The sequence below is a fragment of the Halopseudomonas salegens genome, from assembly GCF_900105655.1.
Taxonomy (GTDB): Bacteria; Pseudomonadota; Gammaproteobacteria; order Pseudomonadales; family Pseudomonadaceae; genus Halopseudomonas; species Halopseudomonas salegens.
On record NZ_LT629787.1, the window covers coordinates 1271677 to 1290979 of the forward strand.

General features: G+C 58.1%; 12 protein-coding genes. 5 read left to right on the forward strand and 7 right to left on the reverse strand.

The window, feature by feature from the left end; all coding sequences use genetic code 11:
* Positions 1 to 3 precede the first annotated feature (3 nt).
* Complete coding sequence (locus tag BLU07_RS05675) at positions 4 to 963, reverse strand: AAA family ATPase (protein ID WP_092385002.1); 960 nt, start codon at positions 961 to 963, stop codon at positions 4 to 6.
* Between the two features lie 134 nt (positions 964 to 1097).
* On the opposite strand from BLU07_RS05675, the gene BLU07_RS05680 reads away from it, so the two are divergent.
* Together BLU07_RS05680 and BLU07_RS05685 are read left to right on the forward strand one after the other, a co-directional pair.
* The gene (locus BLU07_RS05680; protein WP_092385003.1) at positions 1098 to 5957 is read left to right on the forward strand and encodes an NAD-glutamate dehydrogenase; all 4860 of its coding nucleotides are present in this window, start codon (positions 1098 to 1100) and stop codon (positions 5955 to 5957) included.
* Entirely contained in the window at positions 5945 to 6163 is a 219-nt protein-coding gene (locus tag BLU07_RS05685) for a DUF2835 domain-containing protein (RefSeq protein WP_092385004.1), read from the forward strand. The genes BLU07_RS05680 and BLU07_RS05685 overlap by 13 nt, the downstream gene beginning before the upstream one ends.
* Before the next feature lie 97 nt (positions 6164 to 6260).
* Here BLU07_RS05685 and BLU07_RS05690 read toward each other — a convergent pair whose 3' ends face one another.
* The 3 genes from BLU07_RS05690 to BLU07_RS05695 all read right to left on the reverse strand — a co-directional run bounded on the left by BLU07_RS05690 (position 6261) and on the right by BLU07_RS05695 (position 11284).
* A complete protein-coding gene (locus BLU07_RS05690; protein WP_092385005.1) occupies positions 6261 to 6476 on the reverse strand; it encodes a hypothetical protein in 216 nt (71 codons plus the stop codon).
* Positions 6477 to 6728: 252 nt separating this feature from the next.
* Complete coding sequence (locus tag BLU07_RS17525) at positions 6729 to 7172, reverse strand: hypothetical protein (protein ID WP_157719094.1); 444 nt, start codon at positions 7170 to 7172, stop codon at positions 6729 to 6731.
* Complete coding sequence (locus tag BLU07_RS05695; RefSeq protein ID WP_172830091.1) at positions 7169 to 11284, reverse strand: RHS repeat-associated core domain-containing protein; 4116 nt, start codon at positions 11282 to 11284, stop codon at positions 7169 to 7171. The genes BLU07_RS17525 and BLU07_RS05695 overlap by 4 nt, the downstream gene beginning before the upstream one ends.
* A gap of 505 nt (positions 11285 to 11789) precedes the next feature.
* On the opposite strand from BLU07_RS05695, the gene BLU07_RS05700 reads away from it, so the two are divergent.
* Positions 11790 to 12719, forward strand: coding sequence for a chemotaxis protein (locus tag BLU07_RS05700; protein WP_092385008.1), 930 nt, complete (start codon positions 11790 to 11792; stop codon positions 12717 to 12719).
* Positions 12720 to 12767: 48 nt separating this feature from the next.
* Here the strand turns inward: BLU07_RS05700 and BLU07_RS05705 are convergent, their stop codons facing one another.
* Positions 12768 to 14705 carry a transglycosylase SLT domain-containing protein gene (locus BLU07_RS05705; RefSeq protein WP_231701700.1) on the reverse strand — a complete coding sequence of 646 codons (1938 nt, stop codon included), beginning with the start codon at positions 14703 to 14705 and terminating at the stop codon, positions 12768 to 12770.
* A gap of 215 nt (positions 14706 to 14920) precedes the next feature.
* Between BLU07_RS05705 and BLU07_RS05710 the strand changes: the two genes are divergently transcribed.
* Positions 14921 to 16837 carry an ATP-binding cassette domain-containing protein gene (locus tag BLU07_RS05710; RefSeq protein ID WP_092385010.1) on the forward strand — a complete coding sequence of 639 codons (1917 nt, stop codon included), beginning with the start codon at positions 14921 to 14923 and terminating at the stop codon, positions 16835 to 16837.
* A 3-nt stretch (positions 16838 to 16840) separates the two neighbouring features.
* On the opposite strand, the gene BLU07_RS05715 is transcribed toward BLU07_RS05710, so the two are convergent.
* Positions 16841 to 17410, reverse strand: coding sequence for a Smr/MutS family protein (locus BLU07_RS05715; protein WP_092385012.1), 570 nt, complete (start codon positions 17408 to 17410; stop codon positions 16841 to 16843).
* 88 nt (positions 17411 to 17498) lie between these two features.
* Here BLU07_RS05715 and prmB point away from each other — a divergent pair, with 88 nt between their 5' ends.
* Positions 17499 to 18419, forward strand: coding sequence for a 50S ribosomal protein L3 N(5)-glutamine methyltransferase (gene prmB / locus BLU07_RS05720; RefSeq protein WP_092385014.1), 921 nt, complete (start codon positions 17499 to 17501; stop codon positions 18417 to 18419).
* An 18-nt stretch (positions 18420 to 18437) separates the two neighbouring features.
* On the opposite strand, the gene BLU07_RS05725 is transcribed toward prmB, so the two are convergent.
* The gene (locus tag BLU07_RS05725) at positions 18438 to 19220 is read right to left on the reverse strand and encodes a hypothetical protein (protein WP_092385016.1); all 783 of its coding nucleotides are present in this window, start codon (positions 19218 to 19220) and stop codon (positions 18438 to 18440) included.
* Positions 19221 to 19303 lie beyond the last annotated feature (83 nt).

The window sequence follows — 19303 nt, forward strand, 5'->3', positions numbered from 1 at the left end:
GGCTCAGACCACCGCAACCGAATCCAGCAACAGAGTGATCGCCTGATCGCTGTCAATGCCGTTGGCTTCGGCCTCGAAACTGAGCAGCAAACGATGACGTAGAACATCGTGTACGACGGCCTGAACGTCCTCCGGGCTGACGAAGTCGCGGCCAGCCAACCAGGCATGTGCCCTGGCGCAGCGATCCAGTGCGATGGTCGCACGGGGACTGGCCCCGAGTTCGATCCATTCGGCCAGTTGCTCGTGATATTCCCCCGGGCGTCGAGTCGCCATGATCAGTTGGATCAGGTATTCCTCAACGGCGTCGGCCATATACAGCGCAAGCACTTCCTGGCGCGCAGCCAGAATCTCTTGCTGACTGACAGGTTGCTGGATTACCGGCTCCTGGCCCTGAGCTTCACCACGGGCAAAATGCAGGATCTGGCGTTCCAGGCCAGCATCGGGGAAGCCGATACGCGCGTGCATGAGAAAGCGATCAAGCTGCGCCTCCGGCAACGGGTAGGTGCCTTCCTGTTCGATCGGATTCTGGGTTGCCATGACCATGAACAGCTCTGGCAAAGGGTAGGTGGCGCGACCGACACTGACTTGTTGTTCGGCCATGGATTCCAGCAGGGCGGACTGAACCTTGGCTGGCGCGCGGTTGATTTCATCGGCCAGTACCAGGTGATTGAAAATCGGGCCCTGCTGGAAGCTGAAGCTGGCGGTTTCCGGTCGATATATCTCGGTACCCGTGATGTCCGCCGGCAGCAGGTCAGGGGTGAACTGGATGCGCTGGAATTCCGCTTCTATACCATTGGCCATGGCCCGTATCGCCTTGGTTTTGGCCAGCCCGGGCGCACCTTCAACCAACAGATGGCCACCTGCCAACAGGGTGATCAGCATGCGCTCGATCAGGTACTCCTGACCGAATATCTGCTGCTGGATAAAGTCCTTGAGTTTGAGCAGGGCCTCGCGTTGGCTCATGGCGGCCTTCCATTTCTATGATCGGATTGGCGTTTCACCTGATGTCAGCTGACATGCGTCATCTTACTGATACTGGCGTGGTCTAGACTAACCCATGAGAATGATTTTGTCGGTGGTGTTTTCGAGGAGGTTTCATGGCGCATATTATGGCCAGCAGCAAAGATGAATTCCTGCAACAGCTCAGTGACCGCCTACTGCCGCTGGTCAGCAGCGACCATCGGGCCACGCTGGAATGCTTTGCACGTCGGCTATTTGCCATTGTGCCCCTGGTTGAATTACAACAGCGTCAGGACACTGACCTGCTGGGTTGTACCCTTGCATTCTGGCGGTTCTATCAACATTTCAGCGGGTCGCAGGAGCAACTGCGGGTATTCAACCCGGACACCCAGGAACATGGTTGGCAGTCGACGCACAGCATCATCCAGATTATCCATCCTGACAGCCCCTTTCTGGTTGATTCCGTGCGCATGGCGCTGAAGCATCATGGCCTGGCAATTCACAGCCTGCAAAATGCAGTGCTGCGCAGTCAGCGCGACGCCGGAGGCAATCTGCAACAGCTGTTTGCCAGTAATGACAGCCAGGGTTCTGCTGAATCGATCATGCATATCGAGGTTGACCGCTGTTCGCGAGCCGGTGAGTTGCAGGCAGTCAATGATCTGTTGCAGTCCGTGCTGGCCGAAGTGCGTGCGGCAGTAGGGGACTTCGCTGCCATGCGGGAACAGGTGGAGGCACGGATAAAGGCGTTGCAGCAACGCAGGAAAAGCTTCTTCCCGGTAGCCGAGCGCGAGGAAGTCGTCGCTTTTCTGCAATGGCTGCTGGATGACCATTTCACTTTTCTCGGTTACGAATGCTTTGCCATCAATCAGGGGCTTCCCGACGGAAATCTGGGGCTGGATAATGGCCAGAGTCTGGGTGTTTTGTGTCAGGGGGCAATTGATGATCGCGTCGATGACATGCCCGATACCGTTATCGAGTACTTGCGCAGCCCGCTGCTGTTGTCTTTTGCCAAGGCTTCGCAGATGAGTCGGATTCATCGCCCCGCATACCCTGACTACGTCTCCATCCGCGAAGTGGATGCCAAGGGAACCGTGATTTGCGAGCACCGTTTCATGGGGCTGTATACGTCCAAGGTGTACAGCACCAATGTGGCCAGCATTCCCTGGTTGCGGCAGAAGGTGGAATGGGTCAAACAGGAAGCTGGTTTTGATCCCGGCGGACATCTGGGCAAGGAGCTGAATCAGGTATTGCAGGTACTGCCCCGTGACGACCTGTTTCAGATGAGTGCCCGCGAGTTGTGTGATACCGCAGTGAGCATCGTACAGATGCAGGAGCGGAGCCAGATCCGACTGTTTTTACGGCGCGGCAACTATGGACGCTTCTACTATTGCTTGGCCTACGTGCCGCGCGAACTTTACTCCACGGCGATTCGACAGAAGATCCAGCAGGTGCTGATGCGGCGCCTCCAAGCCAGTGAATGTGAATTCTGGACCTATTTCTCGGAATCCGTGCTGACGCGGACTCAATTTATTCTGCGGGTAGACCCGCAACAGGCGGTGGATGTGGATCACGACAAGATTGAGCAGGAAGCTGTTCAGGCCTGCAGCAGTTGGCAGGACGATTTCAGGATGCGTCTGCACGACCGGCTTGGAGAAGCTCCGGCCATGCAGGTGCTGCAAGATTTTCCCGATGGCCCGCCGCCCGGTTACAGCGACCGTTTTACGCCGGCGAGTGGGGTGGTGGATGTCGAACACCTGCAGGCACTGACCACCGAGCAGCCACTGGGAATGAGCTTTTATCAACCCTTGGCACAGAAGAGCGGGGTGCTGCACTGCAAGCTTTATCACCTGGGCGAGTCATTACCCCTGTCGGATGTATTGCCGATCCTGGAGAACCTCGGGTTGCGCGTGCTGGGTGAATACCCTTTCCAGTTCCGTCATCAGAATGGCGCCGAGTACTGGATTCACGATTTCGAGTTCACCTGCAGCGAAGCCCTGGATATTCAGGAGGTCAACCAGTTGTTCCGTGAGGCCTTCCTCGCTATCTGGAATCAGCAGGCCGAGAATGACGGCTTCAATCGTCTGGTGTTGCATGCGCACATGCCCTGGCGGGAAGTGAGCCTGTTACGAGCCTATGCGCGGTATCTGAAACAGATCCGGCTCGGGTTCGAGCTGCCCTATATCGCCAATACCCTGAGCAATCATGCGACCATCGCGCATGAACTGGTGCGGTTGTTCAAGACCCGTTTCTACCTGGCGCGCAAGCTGGGCAATGACGATCTGGCGGATAAGCAGAACCGTCTGGAACAGGCGATCATCAGCGCCCTGGATGATGTCGCCGTACTCAACGAAGATCGTATCCTGCGGCGTTATCTGGACCTGATAAAAGCCACCCTGCGGACCAACTTCTACCAGGTGGATGCCAATGGCGATAGTCATGATTACCTGAGCTTCAAACTGGACCCGCAACAGATTCCGGATTTGCCGCTGCCGCGGCCGATGTATGAAATCTTTGTTTATTCGCCGCGTTTTGAAGGTGTCCATCTGCGTGGCGGCAAAGTGGCGCGCGGTGGCTTGCGCTGGTCTGACCGCGAAGAGGATTACCGTACCGAGGTGCTTGGTCTGGTCAAGGCACAACAGGTGAAGAACGCCGTTATTGTGCCGGTAGGTGCCAAGGGTGGTTTTGTACCCCGGCGCTTGCCGCAGGGCGGCAGCCGGGATGAGGTACAACAGGAAGCTATTGCCTGCTATCGCCTGTTCATTCGCGGCTTGCTGGATCTGGCGGACAATCTGGTCAATGGCGAGTTGGTACCACCGGACGGTGTGGTTCGGCACGATGATGATGACCCCTATCTGGTGGTGGCCGCAGACAAGGGCACCGCGACCTTCTCGGATATTGCCAACGAGATAGCGGCCAGTTACGACTTCTGGCTGGGTGATGCCTTCGCCTCGGGCGGCTCGGCCGGTTACGACCACAAGAAAATGGGCATCACAGCCCGTGGCGCCTGGGTGTCGGTACAGCGGCACTTCCGCGAGATCGGTATCAATGTGCAGAAAGACCCGGTCACTGTGGTCGGCATCGGCGATATGGCCGGTGATGTGTTCGGCAATGGTTTGCTGCAGTCGCGCAGCCTGAAACTGGTTGCCGCATTCAACCACCAGCATATCTTTATTGACCCTGATCCCGATCCGGAGACCAGCTATGCAGAGCGCGAACGCCTGTTTGCGCTGCCGCGTTCCAGTTGGGCGGATTACGACAGCACGCTTATTTCCCGTGGTGGCGGAATATTCGAACGCAGCCTGAAACAGATCAAGCTGAGCGCAGAAATGCAGAAGCTGCTGGCCACCAAAGCCACTGCGTTGACACCGGCAGATTTGATCAGCCTGTTACTTAAAGCACCCGTTGATCTGATCTGGAATGGTGGTATCGGCACTTATGTCAAAGGCGCGCAGGAGCAACATGCCGATGTCGGTGATAAAGCCAATGACAACCTGCGCATCAATGGCAGCGAGTTGCGCTGCAAGGTGATTGGGGAGGGCGGCAACCTGGGCATGACCCAGTTGGGACGTATCGAGTTCTGCCTCAAGGGCGGCCGAGCGAATACCGACTTTATCGACAATGCCGGTGGGGTTGATTGCTCGGACCATGAGGTCAACATCAAGATCCTGCTCAACGAAGTGGTCGCCGAGCAGAACATGACGGGCAAGCAACGCAACAAATTACTGGTCGAGATGACCGATGAGGTTGCCGAGCTGGTGCTGGCCAACAATTACAAGCAGACGCAGGCGATCAGTCTCGCCCAGCGACAGGCGCTGCAGACCATGAGCGAGTATCGTCGCTTTATCAGTAACATGGAAAGCAGTGGCAAGCTGGATCGAGGGTTGGAATATATCGCCGATGATGAGCAGCTGTCCGAGCGCTCGGCGCTGGGCAAGGGGCTGACCCGCCCAGAGCTGTCGGTACTGGTGTCCTATGCCAAGGCGGATCTGAAGGAAACTCTGGGTAGTTCGGGCATTGCCGATGACGAGTACCTGACCGCAGAGTTGCATAGTGCATTCCCTCGGGTGCTGGGAAAGAAATTCGCCAGGGCGCTGGATAATCATCGCTTACGCAGTCAGATCATTGCTACCCAATTGGCCAATAATCTGGTCAATCATATGGGCATTACCTTTCTGCGCCGTTTGGAGCAGTCTACTGGCGCCCCGGTTGGCGAAATTGCCAAGGCCTACGTGGTCGGTCGGGATGTGTTCGGCCTGATGGACAGTTTTGCGGCCATCGAGTCACTGGATTACCAGATACCCGCCGAGGTGCAGCTGGAATTGATGGATGATCTGATGCGCCTCGGCCGGCGGGCAACCCGCTGGTTTATCCGCAACCGGCGGACCGAACTGTCGCCTGCCCGGGAAGTCGCACATTTTGCCCCGCGCATCCGTGAATTGGCCAGCGACTTCGAGCGACGCCTTCAGGGCCCGGTACTCAGCCAGTGGCAGGACAAGGTCAAGCGCTATACCTCAGCCGGCGTGCCTGAGGAACTGGCGAGCAAAGTAGCCGCTACGGGCCAGTTCTATACCATGCTGGGGATTATCGAGGCAGCCGATGCCGTTGCCCAGCCGCCGGAACGGGTGGCTGAGGTATTCTTTGCCATTGCCAGTGAACTGCAGTTGCCCTGGTTTGCCCAGCAGGTCAACAATCTCCAGGTGGATAATCACTGGCAGGCGCTGGCGCGGGAAAGTTATCGGGATGATCTCGACTGGCAAACCCGTGCCATGGCGGTGTCTGCACTGCAAAGTGGCCAGTCGGAGCAGTCAGTCGAGGAGTTGGTGGCTGACTGGATAAGCCGTCAGGCCTTCATGGTACAGCGCTGGCAAGCTATGCTTACCGATCTGAAGAGTGCTGGCAGTGGCGACTACCCGATGGTTGCGGTAGCCATGCGCGAGTTACTCGATTTGGCGCAAAGTGCGCGATTGTCTGTCGAGGCCAGTGAGTGCAGCAGCTGATATTCGATATTGCCTTGCCTGCTGAGCGCTACCTGGCCTGGTACCAGGGGCGCGCAGGTCGGGTCTGGCTGCGCAGTCGTGATGGGCGCAGCATCAGCCTGCCTGCCCATCACCTGCGGCGCTTTCTGCGCCATGATGGCGTATACGGCAGCTTTGTCATGCGCTTTACCGATGATGGAAAATTGCATGATCTGCAGAGGCTTTAGGGTGACTCACCGAACCAGAGGTTAAAATCAGGCGCCGCCAGTAACAAAAGCCAATCTTCATCATAATTGAAGTGGCTCCTCTCCCAGCGGGCTTTGTTCAAACCGGTGCGGGCATCGTACGGGTGGCTGTTCTGCCAGCTCCTGCGGTCTGGTCTTCAAGGGTGAGCTGGCAGAGCTTGTTATAGTGCCGTTCGATGTGGATGTCCAGGGTGGTGTTGACGGCACCGAGCAGCTGGCTATCCCGATTCCATTCGAAGGCTTCGGTTTGCGCCAGGGAGCTGTCGTTGGCGGGCAGGTGTCTAGTTGTAGTCATAGCTGCTCAGGTGGCTGCTGTTTTCAAGGCAAAAGGCAAGACTCGACCCCGCAACCACACCCCAAAGCAGCGGCCTGCCATATCCAGAGCGCGCTCCGGGCAAAGACCGCCGGATCACCCCTGCAGTTTTTATAACATAGCTAGGCGATCTAAGATTTCAAGTGCAAATTTTTATCTCATGTTTTGTCTTGCAGACTGAGTCCGGCTACTCGACTCTGAGCATGAGCATGAGCATGAGCATGAGCATGAGCACTAGCGCATTTTCATTCTTTGTGTTTTATACTCAGCTGAAATGACAATTAGAGCTGCGAAGATGCAAGCAAAAGACATTGATAAAGCATCGGTTAATATCCAGCTAAAACCTGATTCAGTCAATTCCCCATCCATGAATAGCGCTCCTTCTCCCCACTGGCTAAGTTTCTTATTGCCTGCCAACCATATTTGGAAAGCTCTGAACACTACAAGAGGAGTTAAAAATGATACCTGGAACCAGAAAAAAAATGCTGCAGACTTAAGGAGAAAACTATCTTTTGGAACTATGTGTCGAAAAAGCAATGCCAACGGAAGCCCTATAATAAGTGCAGATATCGTAAAATATACGAAGCAAAAAATCATTGCCGGCCACGTTACATCCCAAGCAGGAGAGTAGTGCGTATAGATAACGCTTGCTGCGAATAAACAAAGAACAATTTTCATTTATTGCGCGCCGACGGATGGTAGTCAGGGTAATGAATAAAGGTCCATATTTTATTATCTGGAACACCCCATACAGCCCAGTCAAGGTTCTCATTGATCCAGGCAAGATTTCCAGTACCTTCGCCATATGTTCTTATAATAGTTTCGCCGCCCTTGGATATTACTCTCCTATGAACCCAGCCAGAGTGTAAGGTGTGATCATCTAATGTTATATTCCAAACTCCTAGTCCATCCGGGTCAACAACATGGACAACACTTCCAAAACCTTCAATATGGGTGATATCACCTGTCTTGACAGGTGATAGCCCAGAGGCGCCAGGAGCCGGATGACGTAACAAACCTTCTCCCGCAGTCTCAATAGGGCATGATTGTTCTCCACCTCCACATACGGTGGTTTCTAACCCGTATGCATGTGGGCGTCTATTGATGTCAAACTTCCTCGTTTTCTGTAGCCACCCCTCATCTGCTGAGGTCTCACCACTTAGCCCCAACGGATCTGCCCACCCTGTTGGTGCATGGGGGTAAGCATAGGTGTTTATTCCACCTGCTAGCCCAATCGGATCCTGATTCACATATCTTCCCAGCGCTGGGTCATAGTACCGATGCCGATTGTAATACAGCCCACTTTCTTCGTCTTCGTATTGCCCCTGATAGCGTATGGGCTGTGTGGTGCTTCCTTGTTCATTCTTGATGGCAGCCCAATCATCCGGTCTGGCCTCCCAGAGCAGTTGGCCTTGTTCATCTGTGAGCGCTAGCGGTGTACCGAGGTGGTCGGTGTGGTAGCTGGCGTAGCGGGGTTCGCTGGCTTCTTCTGCCAGGGCCTGGCGCAGCATATCCGGCATGGGTTCGCCGGCGCTGGCCAGTTGGCGTTTGACCTGCAGCAGCATGGGGTCGTTGTTGGTTCTGTCCTGATCGATGCGCAGTAGCGGTACGAAGCTACCCGGTTCGTACAGGGTGGTGCGCATTTGCCATTCGCCGTCTTCGGTTAATCGTGCTTCGGCGCTTTGCTGGTCGCCATCCCAGCCGTAGCAGGTGATCTGCGTGGGGTGTGTTTGACCGCTGGTGTCGGTGTACTCGACCTGTTTGCAAAGGCGTCGGCCCAGGGGGTCATAACCATAGTCGGCGGTCCAGCGTTCGCCGTTGGCTGCTGTGCGTTCCAGCCGGATCAGGCGGTTGGCGCCGTCGTAGCCAATCTGCAGGCGGCTGCCGTCGGGGCTGAGCCGTTCGATCAGGTTGCCGATACGGTCGTAGTGGTACTGCTCGCCCTCGTGGCTGAGGATGCGGTTGTCCGGCCAGCAGGCGGCGGTGGGGGCTGGTTGGCTTTTCCCTTCACCGAGCAGGTTGAAGTCGGGGTTGTGCAGGTTGGCGGCGACGGTGGCGGCCCAGTCTTCGGGTTTGGCGCCGGCCTGCGGGCCGTGGTCAAGGCGATTGCCGGCAGCATCAAAGCGATAAGCTTGAGTCTGTTTGGACTGTTCTGACTGCTGATGCAGGCTGCCGGTCAGTCGTCCGCTGGCGTCGTACTGGTAGCCGATACGGCCGTGGCGGTTGTCCTGCAGTTGTTGCAGTTGGTCCTGGCTGTCGTACTGGTAACGGCGTTCCCAGTGCAGGGCGCTGGGGCTGTCGGGCGAGGGTTTGAGTTGGCTGTGTTCCAGGCGGCCAAGGGCATCGTACTGGCGCTGGTGCAGGTGCACTTGGTGGGTGTCGGTCTCACCTCGTGTGTAGAGTTCGCGTTGGGTTTCCTGGTACAGGGCGTTGCGGGCGAAGTGGATACTCAGCGGGCCGCTGCTGATCCCCAGCAGGTGGCCGGGACCGTAGCTGAGCCAGTCGATGGGAGGGATGTCGCCCAGCTGGCTCTGTTCGCGGCGGCCACGGGCATCGTACTGGTGGCTGGCTTGCCAGCTCCAGTGGTCACCCAGGTGCTGGGCTTCGAGGCTGAGCTGGCCTAGCCGGTTGTAGTGCCGTTCGATGCGGATGCCCAGGGTGGTGTTTTCGGCGCCGAGCAGTTGGCCATCGGGGTTCCATTCGAAGGCTTCGGTCTGGGCCGGGGCGCTGTCGGTGGCGGGCAGGTGTCTGGCGGTCAGGCGGCCGACGCGGTTGTAGTCATAATGGGTGGTCTGGCCGTTGTTGTCTTCGTGGGCGATGAGTTCGCCGGCGTCGTTGTAGTGGTAGCGCTGGGTACGTCCATCGAAGCCGATCTCTTCGATCAACCGGTCGAGGGCATCGTAGCTAAAACGGCTGTGGGCGCCGTTCTCGTTGGTCAGCTGGATCAGGCGGCCAGCCTGGTCGTATTCATAGTGCAGGGTCCGCCCGGCACTGTCGCGTTCTTCCAGCAGCAGGCCGCGCGGGTTCCAGCGCAGGCTGCGCTGCTGGTTGCCGGGGCCCTGTTGGCGGATCAGGCGGCCCAATGGGTCGTACTGGTACTGCAGGCTCTGCTCATCCGGGCGTTGCAGGCGGATCAGACGGCCGGCGCTGTCGTAGTGGTAGCGCACCGGCTGGTCGAGGGCGCTGCGGACTTCGGTCAGGCGTCCTTCGCCATCGTACTGGTAGCGGGTGCTGTGGCCGGAGCAGTCGGTGTACTGGCTGAGCTGGCCGAGGCGGTTCCACTGCAGTTGGCGAATACCGCCGCTGCTGTCTTCCAGGCGGGTGGGCCGGTCTGGCAGGGCTGAGTTGTCGTAATGGTAGCGGGTCACATCGCCGCTGGGCGTGGTCACGCTGATCGGGTTGCCGCGTTCGTCACGGGTGATCCTGGTGCGGCGCTTGCCGGGGCTGCACCATTCCAGCAGCCAGCCGGTCTCCTCGTCGCGGGTATGGTTTTCCGAGCTGCGGTCGGGGTAGGTGATGGCCTGCAGGTGGCCGCGGGCATCGAAGCGATAACGCAAACAGCGCTCGAGTGGATCATGGATGGCGCTGAGCAGGCCGGCGGCATTGTAATTGTAGGTAATACGGGTGTTGTCGGCGCGCAGGTGGGCGCTCCAGCGCTGGTCGGGGCCTTCGCCGGTGAATTCGTAGCATTCGCGGCGGCCGAGGCTGTCGATTACCTCGGTGTGGTCGCTGTGATAGTGATAGGTGCGGGTCAGGCCGGAGTGGCTCTGTTGGCGGATGACCTTGCCCTCGGGACTCAGGGTATCCCACTCATAATCGGTGCTAGCGCCACCGGGTTGGCCGTGGCTGACCATCATGTGCTGGTCCCAGGCAAAGTGGCGGACCTGTTCGCCGGCGCGGTTGTAGACGCCAATCAGATCGCCCTGGGTGTTGTACTGGTAGCGCACCAGCCAGTCGTGCCCGTTAGCGGTGGGGTCGAAGTCATCCGGGATCGGGCCGCAGGGGTTGGCCAGAATCACCCCGGCCAGGCGCATCTCGGGGAGTTCAGCGCCCACGTTGCCAACGCTGGAACGGGGCTGATAGATCATTGCGTAGCTGCGATCGGCGCTGTCCTGCACGCTGGTGAGCAAGCCGTCCTGGCTCCAGCGGTAGCGGGTGGCATAGCCATTGCGGTCGAACTGGCTGCGCAGGCGCCAGGGGCCTTCGGCACTGGGCGAGAAGTGCAGGAAGCTGTCGCCGGAGAGCAGAATGACCGCCGTGGGGTCCTGCTGCAGGGCGGCGGGCACCCCGGCCCAGTTGGGGCCCCACGGGGTGAAGACGCCAACGGCCTGGCCATTGGGCGCGCTCTCGGGGATACCGCCACGGCGCAGCCAGAGTGTTTCGGTGGCGGAGAAGTAATAGTGCCCGGGTTCCAGGACCGGAAAGCTGATCTTGCGGCCCTGCATATCGGTGAGGATGCTGGCGTCATCGCGCAATTCCAGTTCCAGGCCAGCACCGGTGACCGACCAGCCCTGACCCAGCGGGCCGACGCGGGCATCACGGGACAGGTAGCTGCGGCTGAAGGCAAACACGCTCGGAGCAGGCAAGGCAAAGTCGACTTCGCCGGGCAGCAGCTTGGCGCCGAGCAGCGGGTTGACCGGATCGCCGCACAGAGGCTTGCAGGCCGAAGCACTGTCGGCCTTGCCGAGGGCGGTGCAACCGATGAAAACGTTGGGTGAACCGGTGACAATGGCACCGCCCTGGACTTGCTGGCCGACATGGCCAGCCGGCATCCCGCTGGACTCTGACATGAACATTTCCTTGTTCAGGTGGCTACGATTGATCAGACATACCCGGACAGGCTACCGCCGACCTCGTGGGCGCCGGAATCATAGCAACAAGCCGGAGAAGAGGTGTCAGTGGGTTGTCGGAAATGGGACGCAGTTCACGGTTTTTTTGGTCTCAAGGGTAGATAAGACGTTCAATCAGCAGTATTGGATGTTTTTCAGGGTCTGTGGGCCCTGGTGGCCTTCTTCGCAAACGATTTCAGGAACCAGGGCCGTAATAGCGCTGTTGATCTGAAATTGGATGGATAAACGACGCCTTGACTGCCTCTCACAGATCGTCATTAAAGATGCTATTCTGAAATCATTGTTGAAGTGAGAGGTTTGGCCGATAAAGACAGGTCAAGCTGGCAGGCCCTCTGCTGCAGGCTCACTCGGGGACCTTGATTGCCTGTTGCAGGGCGTCGGTATTCCTGATTGTTCCGGCCGGTTGATTGGCCCTTGAGATGTTCACAATCAGTGCGAGGCAATTATGGCGGGTGTGCTTGATACGGTAAACCAGCGGACACGACTGGTCGGCGAGAACAGGTTGGAGATTCTGCTGTTTCAACTGGCGGGCCCACAGTACTTCGCCCTTAACGTGTTTAAAATCCGTGAGGTCTTGCAACTGCCGAAGATGACGCTGATGCCTGACCGGCATCAGCATGTGGTCGGCGTGATTCATTTGCGTGGCCAGACTATTCCGGTTATCGACCTTTCCGGGGCCATTGGTTTGCACCCGCAGAAGGCTGATGCCAACAGTACGGTTATCGTGACTGAGTACAACCAGTCGGTGCAGGCTTTTCTGGTCGGTAGTGTGGATCGTATCCTCAACCTGAACTGGGATACTGTTCAGCCGCCACCACGCAGTGCCGGCCGTTCGCATTACCTGACAGCGATCACTCGGCTGGAGGATATGCGCCTGGTGGAAATCATTGATGTCGAGAAGGTGCTGGCGGAAATTGTGCCCTTCAATACGCGTATCAGTGAAGGGCTGCTGGACATGGAGTTGCTCGAAAAGGCCCGTGGCCGTGAGGTGTTGTTGGTGGATGATTCGCCGACCGGGATCAATCAGCTGAAAGAGACCCTGTCCCAGCTGGACCTGACCATGCATGTTGAGACTGATGGCCTGCGCGCCTTGCGCCGGCTACAAGCCTGGGCAGAAGAGGACGGCAAGTTGTCCGAGCGCTTGCTGATGGTGATCACCGATGCCGAGATGCCGGAAATGGATGGTTATCGGTTGACCTCGGAAATCCGCAAGGATTCGCGGATGAGTGATCTCTTTGTCGTTCTGCATACCTCGCTTTCCGGTTCTTTCAACCAGGCAATGGTGGAAAAGGTCGGGTGTGACGGTTTCCTGTCCAAATTTCAGCCGGATCAACTGGTTGAGGTGGTTCGCAAGCGGCTTGAACGGCTGGATTGAGTATCCCCGGCGTTTGTACCGGCACGCTATGGCGTGCCGGTACAAACGTCAATCAAATGCAGGCAGGTAGCGCTCGTGTTGTTCCATCACCGGTTGCTGGATACCCAGCTTGTCGCCGTAGATGACGCCGTAACTGAGTACGCGTTGCACATAACTGCGGGTTTCATCAAAGGGAATCGTCTCGACCCAGAGATCGGCGGGCATGTTGCTGGCGTTGCGCGTCCACTGCCGCACTCGTCCGGGTCCGGCGTTATAGGCGGCTGAGGAGAGCACCCGATTACCCTTGAATTGCTGCTGCAGTTGCGCCATATACGCGGTGCCCAGCGCAATATTGCGGTCTGGATCCAGTACCTGGTGGGTGTTGTTCAGGCTGATGTTGTAGCGGCGGGCAGTTTCCCGAGCCGTAGCCGGCATCAGCTGCATCAGCCCGAGGGCACCAGCAGGCGAGCGAGCATCACTCATGAAGCCACTTTCCTGTCGGGTAATTGCGTAGACCCAGGTTGAACTCAATGCCCGCTCACGGGCGTGGTGCTGGATTTCCTGCTGATAGGCCAGCGGGAAACGGATATCCAGGTCGTCCCAATGCTGCGCCTGGCTGATGGAGCGAATAGCCGGGAAATACCAGTCCATATCGCGTGCCATACTGGCCTGGGCGATCAGCTCCTCCCGGCTGAAGTTTCTCGCTACGTGATACCACTCGCGGCGGGCATCGGTAATCTGGCCGCGGGCATAAAATTCTTTGGCTCTTTTGACCCCGGCGCTATTGCTGACACGGGCAAAGGCTACGCGGTCAACCGCTACCGGCTGGTGGTTCAGGGCGTAGGGTTGCTGGGTGCGTTCGGCAGCGAGAAAGCCATAGAAATCGCGCTCCTGTGCAAGTTCACCATACTCTTCCTGCAATTCGCCGATCTGCGGTTGGGCCAACTGAGCGCTGCGCAACAGCCAATACTGCCAACGGCTTTGCTGGCTCAGGTCGTTCGGCATGTTGCGGGTCAAGTCATGTGCGGTTTGCCACTGGCCACTGCGCAAAGCCAGTCGCACGCGCCACTCACTGATGCGTTCATCCGTCATGTCCGGGTCGTTTTCTGCCATAAAGGGCAGGGCTGCCGGATTGAACCGTTGTGCCAGCCGCACTCCGATCGAACGGGTGATATCAATGCGGTTCTGATCACTGAATGGCAGATCACGGTAATGTGGCCACAACGCCAACGCAGCTTCAGGGGCTTCATTTCCCATACGGCGCAGGGCAACGGCGACAATCTCTGCCAGGGCGTCAGCCGGACGTTGAGTGTTTGGCTGATAGTCGCTCAGGTTTTCCAGTCGGCTCGGCTGGGTGGCGGTTGCCACAAACAATTCGGCCAATGCCTTGCGCTCGGGTTGATAACGAATCAGGTAGCTAGCCAGTGCATCCTGACGGTAGAGCAGCGCCAGGCGCATGCGCTCCCAGGCAATGGTTTCGGTCAGGCCGCCAGCATCTCGCCAGCGTTGAAACAAGGGGTCGCAGGCATTTGGTTGCGACCGCCCGACTGTCCATAGTGTGGCGGCCTGTTCCATGGCCTTGCTGCGATCGCTGGACCAGAGGTCCAGCGCCAGTTTGCAATCCAGTTCGGTATTCTGGCTGTCACTGTCGTAGTGGGCACGCAAGCGGGCAAAGTCACCGCGCGACGCCAATAGTTGCAGCGAGCGGTTTTTCAGTCGTTGGGCCTGCGGCAGGTCACCGTGGCTGATCAGAAACGCTTCGACTTCCTGTGTGGTGGCGTTGTTGAGACGGTTTTCCAGGTCCTTCATTACCAGATAGGGATATAGCGGGTAATCCTGCAATCCGGATGCGGCGTGGCCATTAGGGTCCAGCGACTGGCCTTTGCTCAACCGGCTCATGGTCTGGTCATACAGGGTACGTTGCTGCTGCAGGCGATCAGCCTGCGCAGGAAGCACAATGCAAAGTGACAGAGTGATCAGGGTACACAGTGAAAAAAGACGCGACATGACATTCCTTGCCGGACGGGGCGTATGGCGGTGAAACGAACAACTGATGACAGGCATGCGAGGGCCGGCATGCGGCCCGCGAACACAGAAATCATCCTTGATTTTGGCTGCAGAGTAGCGGCTTTGTTCCCTGAGCGCCAAGGAGTTTTTTTCGGCTTTGGTACAGCAGCCGGGATAACAGGTAGAATGCCGGCAATTCGATACAAAGGTGATCTATGGCGCTGCTTTCTCTGACCGATATTTCTCTGGCCTATGGCCTTAATCCGCTACTCAAGGGCGTCAGCTTCAAGCTGGAGCGAGGTGAGCGGGTTTGTCTGATCGGTCGCAATGGCGCCGGTAAATCCAGTCTGTTTCGGCTGGTCGATGGTGAACAGGCCGCTGATGAGGGTGAGATCTTTCGTGCCCCGGGTCTGAAAGTCGGCCAGTTGCCGCAGGAATTGCCGGATGCTGACGATTCCCTGGTCTATGACGTGGTGGCTGCTGGTCTGGCCGGTGTCGGTGAGTTGTTGGCGGAATATCACCACCTGGTGCATGGACCGATGGGTGACGCCGAGCTGGAAAAACTGGAAAAGGTCCAGGCGCGGCTGGAAGCGCAAGACGGCTGGCGATTGAATCAGCTGGTGGAAACCACCCTGACTCGCCTCGGTCTGCCGGCCGAAAAGCGCATGGCTGATCTGTCAGGTGGTTGGCGTCGGCGGGTGTTGCTGGCTCAGGCGCTGGTAGCCGAGCCGGATGTCCTGTTGCTCGACGAACCAACCAACCATCTGGATATCCATACCATTGACTGGCTGGAAAAGGTACTGCTTGAGTTTCGTGGTGCCGTGCTCTTCATTACCCACGATCGTCAGTTTCTGCAAGCGCTGGCAACGCGCATTCTCGAGCTGGATCGCGGTAACCTGATTGACTGGCAAGGTGATTACCGCAGTTTTCTTGAGCACAAAGAGCAGCAGCTGTCGGCGGAAGCAACCGCCAATGCCTTGTTCGACAAGAAGCTGGCCCAGGAAGAAGTCTGGATTCGCCAGGGCATCAAGGCCCGGCGCACGCGCAATGAAGGCCGGGTACGGGACCTCAAGGCCATGCGTGAAGAACGCGCCCAGCGCGTCGAGCGCCAGGGTAAAGCCAGCTTCCAGATGGAAACGGCCGATGCGTCCGGCAAACGGGTGATTGAAGTGCGCAACCTGGTCTACGCCTGGCCCGGCCAGCGGCCGCTGATTGACGGCCTGAATCTGAACATTCTGCGCGGTGATCGCATCGGTCTGATCGGTAATAACGGCAGCGGCAAGAGTACTCTGTTGAAGTTGCTGCTCGGTCGCCTGCAGCCCACCTCCGGCACCGTACACCATGGCACCAGGCTGGAAGTCGCCTATTTCGACCAATTGCGCGATCAGCTGGATATGAACAAGAGTGTGATCGACAATATTTCTGAAGGCCGCGATTTTATCGAGATCAATGGCCAGCAGCGGCATGTGATCAGTTATCTTGGCGACTTCCTGTTTTCACCCGAGCGAGCGCGCACACCGGTCAAGGCGCTTTCTGGCGGCGAGCGGGCCCGGCTGATGCTGGCCCGGTTGTTCAGCAAGCCAGCCAATCTGTTGGTACTTGATGAACCGACCAATGATCTGGATGTGGAAACCCTGGAGCTGCTGGAAGAAGTCCTCGCCAGTTTCGATGGCACGGTATTGCTGGTCAGCCATGACCGGGCGTTCCTCGATAACGTGGTTACCAGTTCTCTGGTGTTTGAAGCGCCCGGAGTCGTGCGTGAATACGTCGGCGGGTTTGCAGACTGGCTGCGTCAGGGTGGTCGGGTATCCATGCTCGCGGAGTGGGATAGCCCGCAGCTGCCGCCTCAGCCCAGCCAGCCGGTGGAGGAGGCCGTGGTTGCGACGCCAGCGGCCAAGCCGAAAGCCAAGCTGAGCTACAAGCTGCAGCGTGAGCTGGACGAGCTGCCGGCCAGGCTGGAAGCACTGGAAGCTGCAGTTGCGACCTTGCAGGAACGCATCAATGATCCTGCCTTTTACAGCCGCCCGCATGAAGAGACTGCCCCGATTCTGGAGCAGGTGGCCGCCAAGCAGCTTGAGCTGGATCAGGCCATGGAGCGTTGGGCCGAACTCGAAGAGCAGGCCGGAGGCTAGCGGTCAATCCTCGCGGCCTTCGAGCATGTCACGCCGAAGCAGCACGTAGACCGAGCCGGTTCCACCATGGCGCGGCAGACAGGAACTGAAGGCCAGCACCTTGGCGTGCTGGCGCAGCCAGGTATTGACGTGACTTTTCAGGATCGGTTTGCGGCCATCCTTGCGCACTGCCTTGCCATGGGTGACGCGCACGCAGCGTACTTCCAGCCGGGTTGCTTCGGCGAGAAAGTCCCATAACAGGTTGCGAGCTTTCTCGACGGTCATGCCATGCAGATCAATACTGCCATCAAAGGCGATTTGCCCGCTTTTCAGTTTGCGTAACTGGCTATCCTGCACCCCGTTGCCGGCCCAGGCGAGAAACTCTTCCGGTTCCACGTCGACGACAAACTGGTCAGACAGGCCGTCAACGCGGATGCGGTCAGCGGCCTGAGTGGCTTGCTGGCGTTTGTACTGTATCTGTTCGCGGCTGGCCCTGGGCTTGCCGGTATCCGCACGGTCATCAGCCCGGATGCGTTTGACCCCGGCTGTGGCCTGGCGGAACAGGTTCAGATCATCGTTGGGCTCGTCGGGCATGGGGCTGGCTATGTCTGCTGGGAATTTGCCCCAGTTTACCATTGCCCATGTAGAATGGGCCAAGCCCGAGCCGCTACCAAGGATTGCCATGAGCGAGATTGATACCGACAGCCTGACCCGCATTCGTGACCTGATTCGCTGGGGCGTGAGCCGCTTCCATCAGGCAGGTTTATTCTTCGGGCATGGCACTGACAATGCCTGGGATGAAGCGCGTTTGCTGGTGCTGCATGCCCTGTATCTACCCTGGGAAACGCCGGAAAGTTATCTCGATTGCACGGTGACCACGGAAGAGCGCGATGCGGTGCTGGATTTGCTCAGTGAGCGTATCGAGCAACGTATTCCGGCTGCCTACCTGATCGGTCATGCGCGTTTTGCCGGCCTGGATTTTCTGGTTGATGACCGCGTTCTGGTGCCTCGCTCTCCGATTGCCGAGTTGATTGAGCAACGCTTTGCTCCCTGGTTGGAGCGCGAGCCATTGCGCATTCTGGATCTATGCACCGGCAGTGGTTGTATCGGTATTGCCTGCGCCTATGCGTTCCCGGAAGCCGAGGTCGTACTGGCTGACCTGTCCTTCGATGCCCTGGCGGTAGCCGAAAGCAATATCGAGGCGCATCAGCTGCAGGACCGGGTAGAAGCACGTTGGTCTGATGCTTATGACGGCACACCGGGCGAGCGCTTTGATCTGATTGTGACCAATCCGCCTTATGTTGACGCCGAGGATATGAGCGATCTGCCCGATGAGTACCATCACGAGCCGGAGATGGGGCTGGCTGCCGGCGCCGATGGACTGGATCTGGTGCGACGGATTCTGGCCGAAGCCGCTGACCATTTGAGTGAAGACGGCGTGCTGGTAGTTGAGGTCGGCAACAGCATGGTGCATGTGGCGGCGACCTGGCCGGAAGTCGATTTCGAGTGGGTGCGCTTCAGCCGTGGCGGGCATGGTGTTTTTGTCTTGACTGCCGAGCAGTGCCGGCATTTTCAGGGGCTGTTTCTAGAGACTGATACCTGAGCAGCGGGGCTCTTTGTCTCAGCGCAACACGACCCAGAGCAGCAATAGCGCCTGAAAAATGGCAAATATTATCAGGCAACCGATAGCAAAGCGGTGGCTGAGGTCATTGCGCTTGCTGACTTCCAGCCGGGCCTTGAGGGCATTGAGCTTCCCGGTCTGTTTCTGGTGCTCGGCTTCCTTCTCGCGCAGCTGGCGCAGCAGATCGCTGACCGACAGTGGCTGCACCTTGTCGCTGTTCCAGCTGCCGAGCAGGTCTTTGACCCGGTTGGCCTGGGCACGGCCCTGGCTTTTCTTGTCATCGGTATAGTTCAGCGTGAACCCCACCCGCTGCAACAGGTTCTCGCGTATCTTGCGCTCTTCCTCGGTGCTCGCCTGGTCGTTATTCAGGGTAATCGGAGTGACCGAGTATTCAGGGCATAACCGCTGACACCAGTCGATCAGTTGCCCCAGCATAAAACCACCCAGGCCACGCCCGGCCGGGTTCAGATTGACCGCACCTAACGGGCCAAAGCGCACGCGCTGGTGTTTATGGTCGATCAGTACTTCCAGGGTGTTGCCATCTGTCGGCAGTGGTTCGCCTTCCTTGCGTACTTGCAGGCGCAACAATTCCAGTGAGCCGATACGGTCCTGGGTGACGGCAATCTGGAGCAGGGCTTCGTTATGCACCATTTGCCGGTTGCGGAAGACAGGCTTGAGCTGCAGCCAATACATATCCGACGGCCGCGAACGGGCAAAGATATCCCGCGGCGGAGCCGGTTTCTGTTCGACGACCTCTGTCGTGCTGTCATCTGTATTGGTCATGGGGCGTCCTGGCTACATGAGTCATTCCGGTTTATCGGCCGCTGGGGCAAGATCCTTAATCCACGTATATCGTACAAGAATCT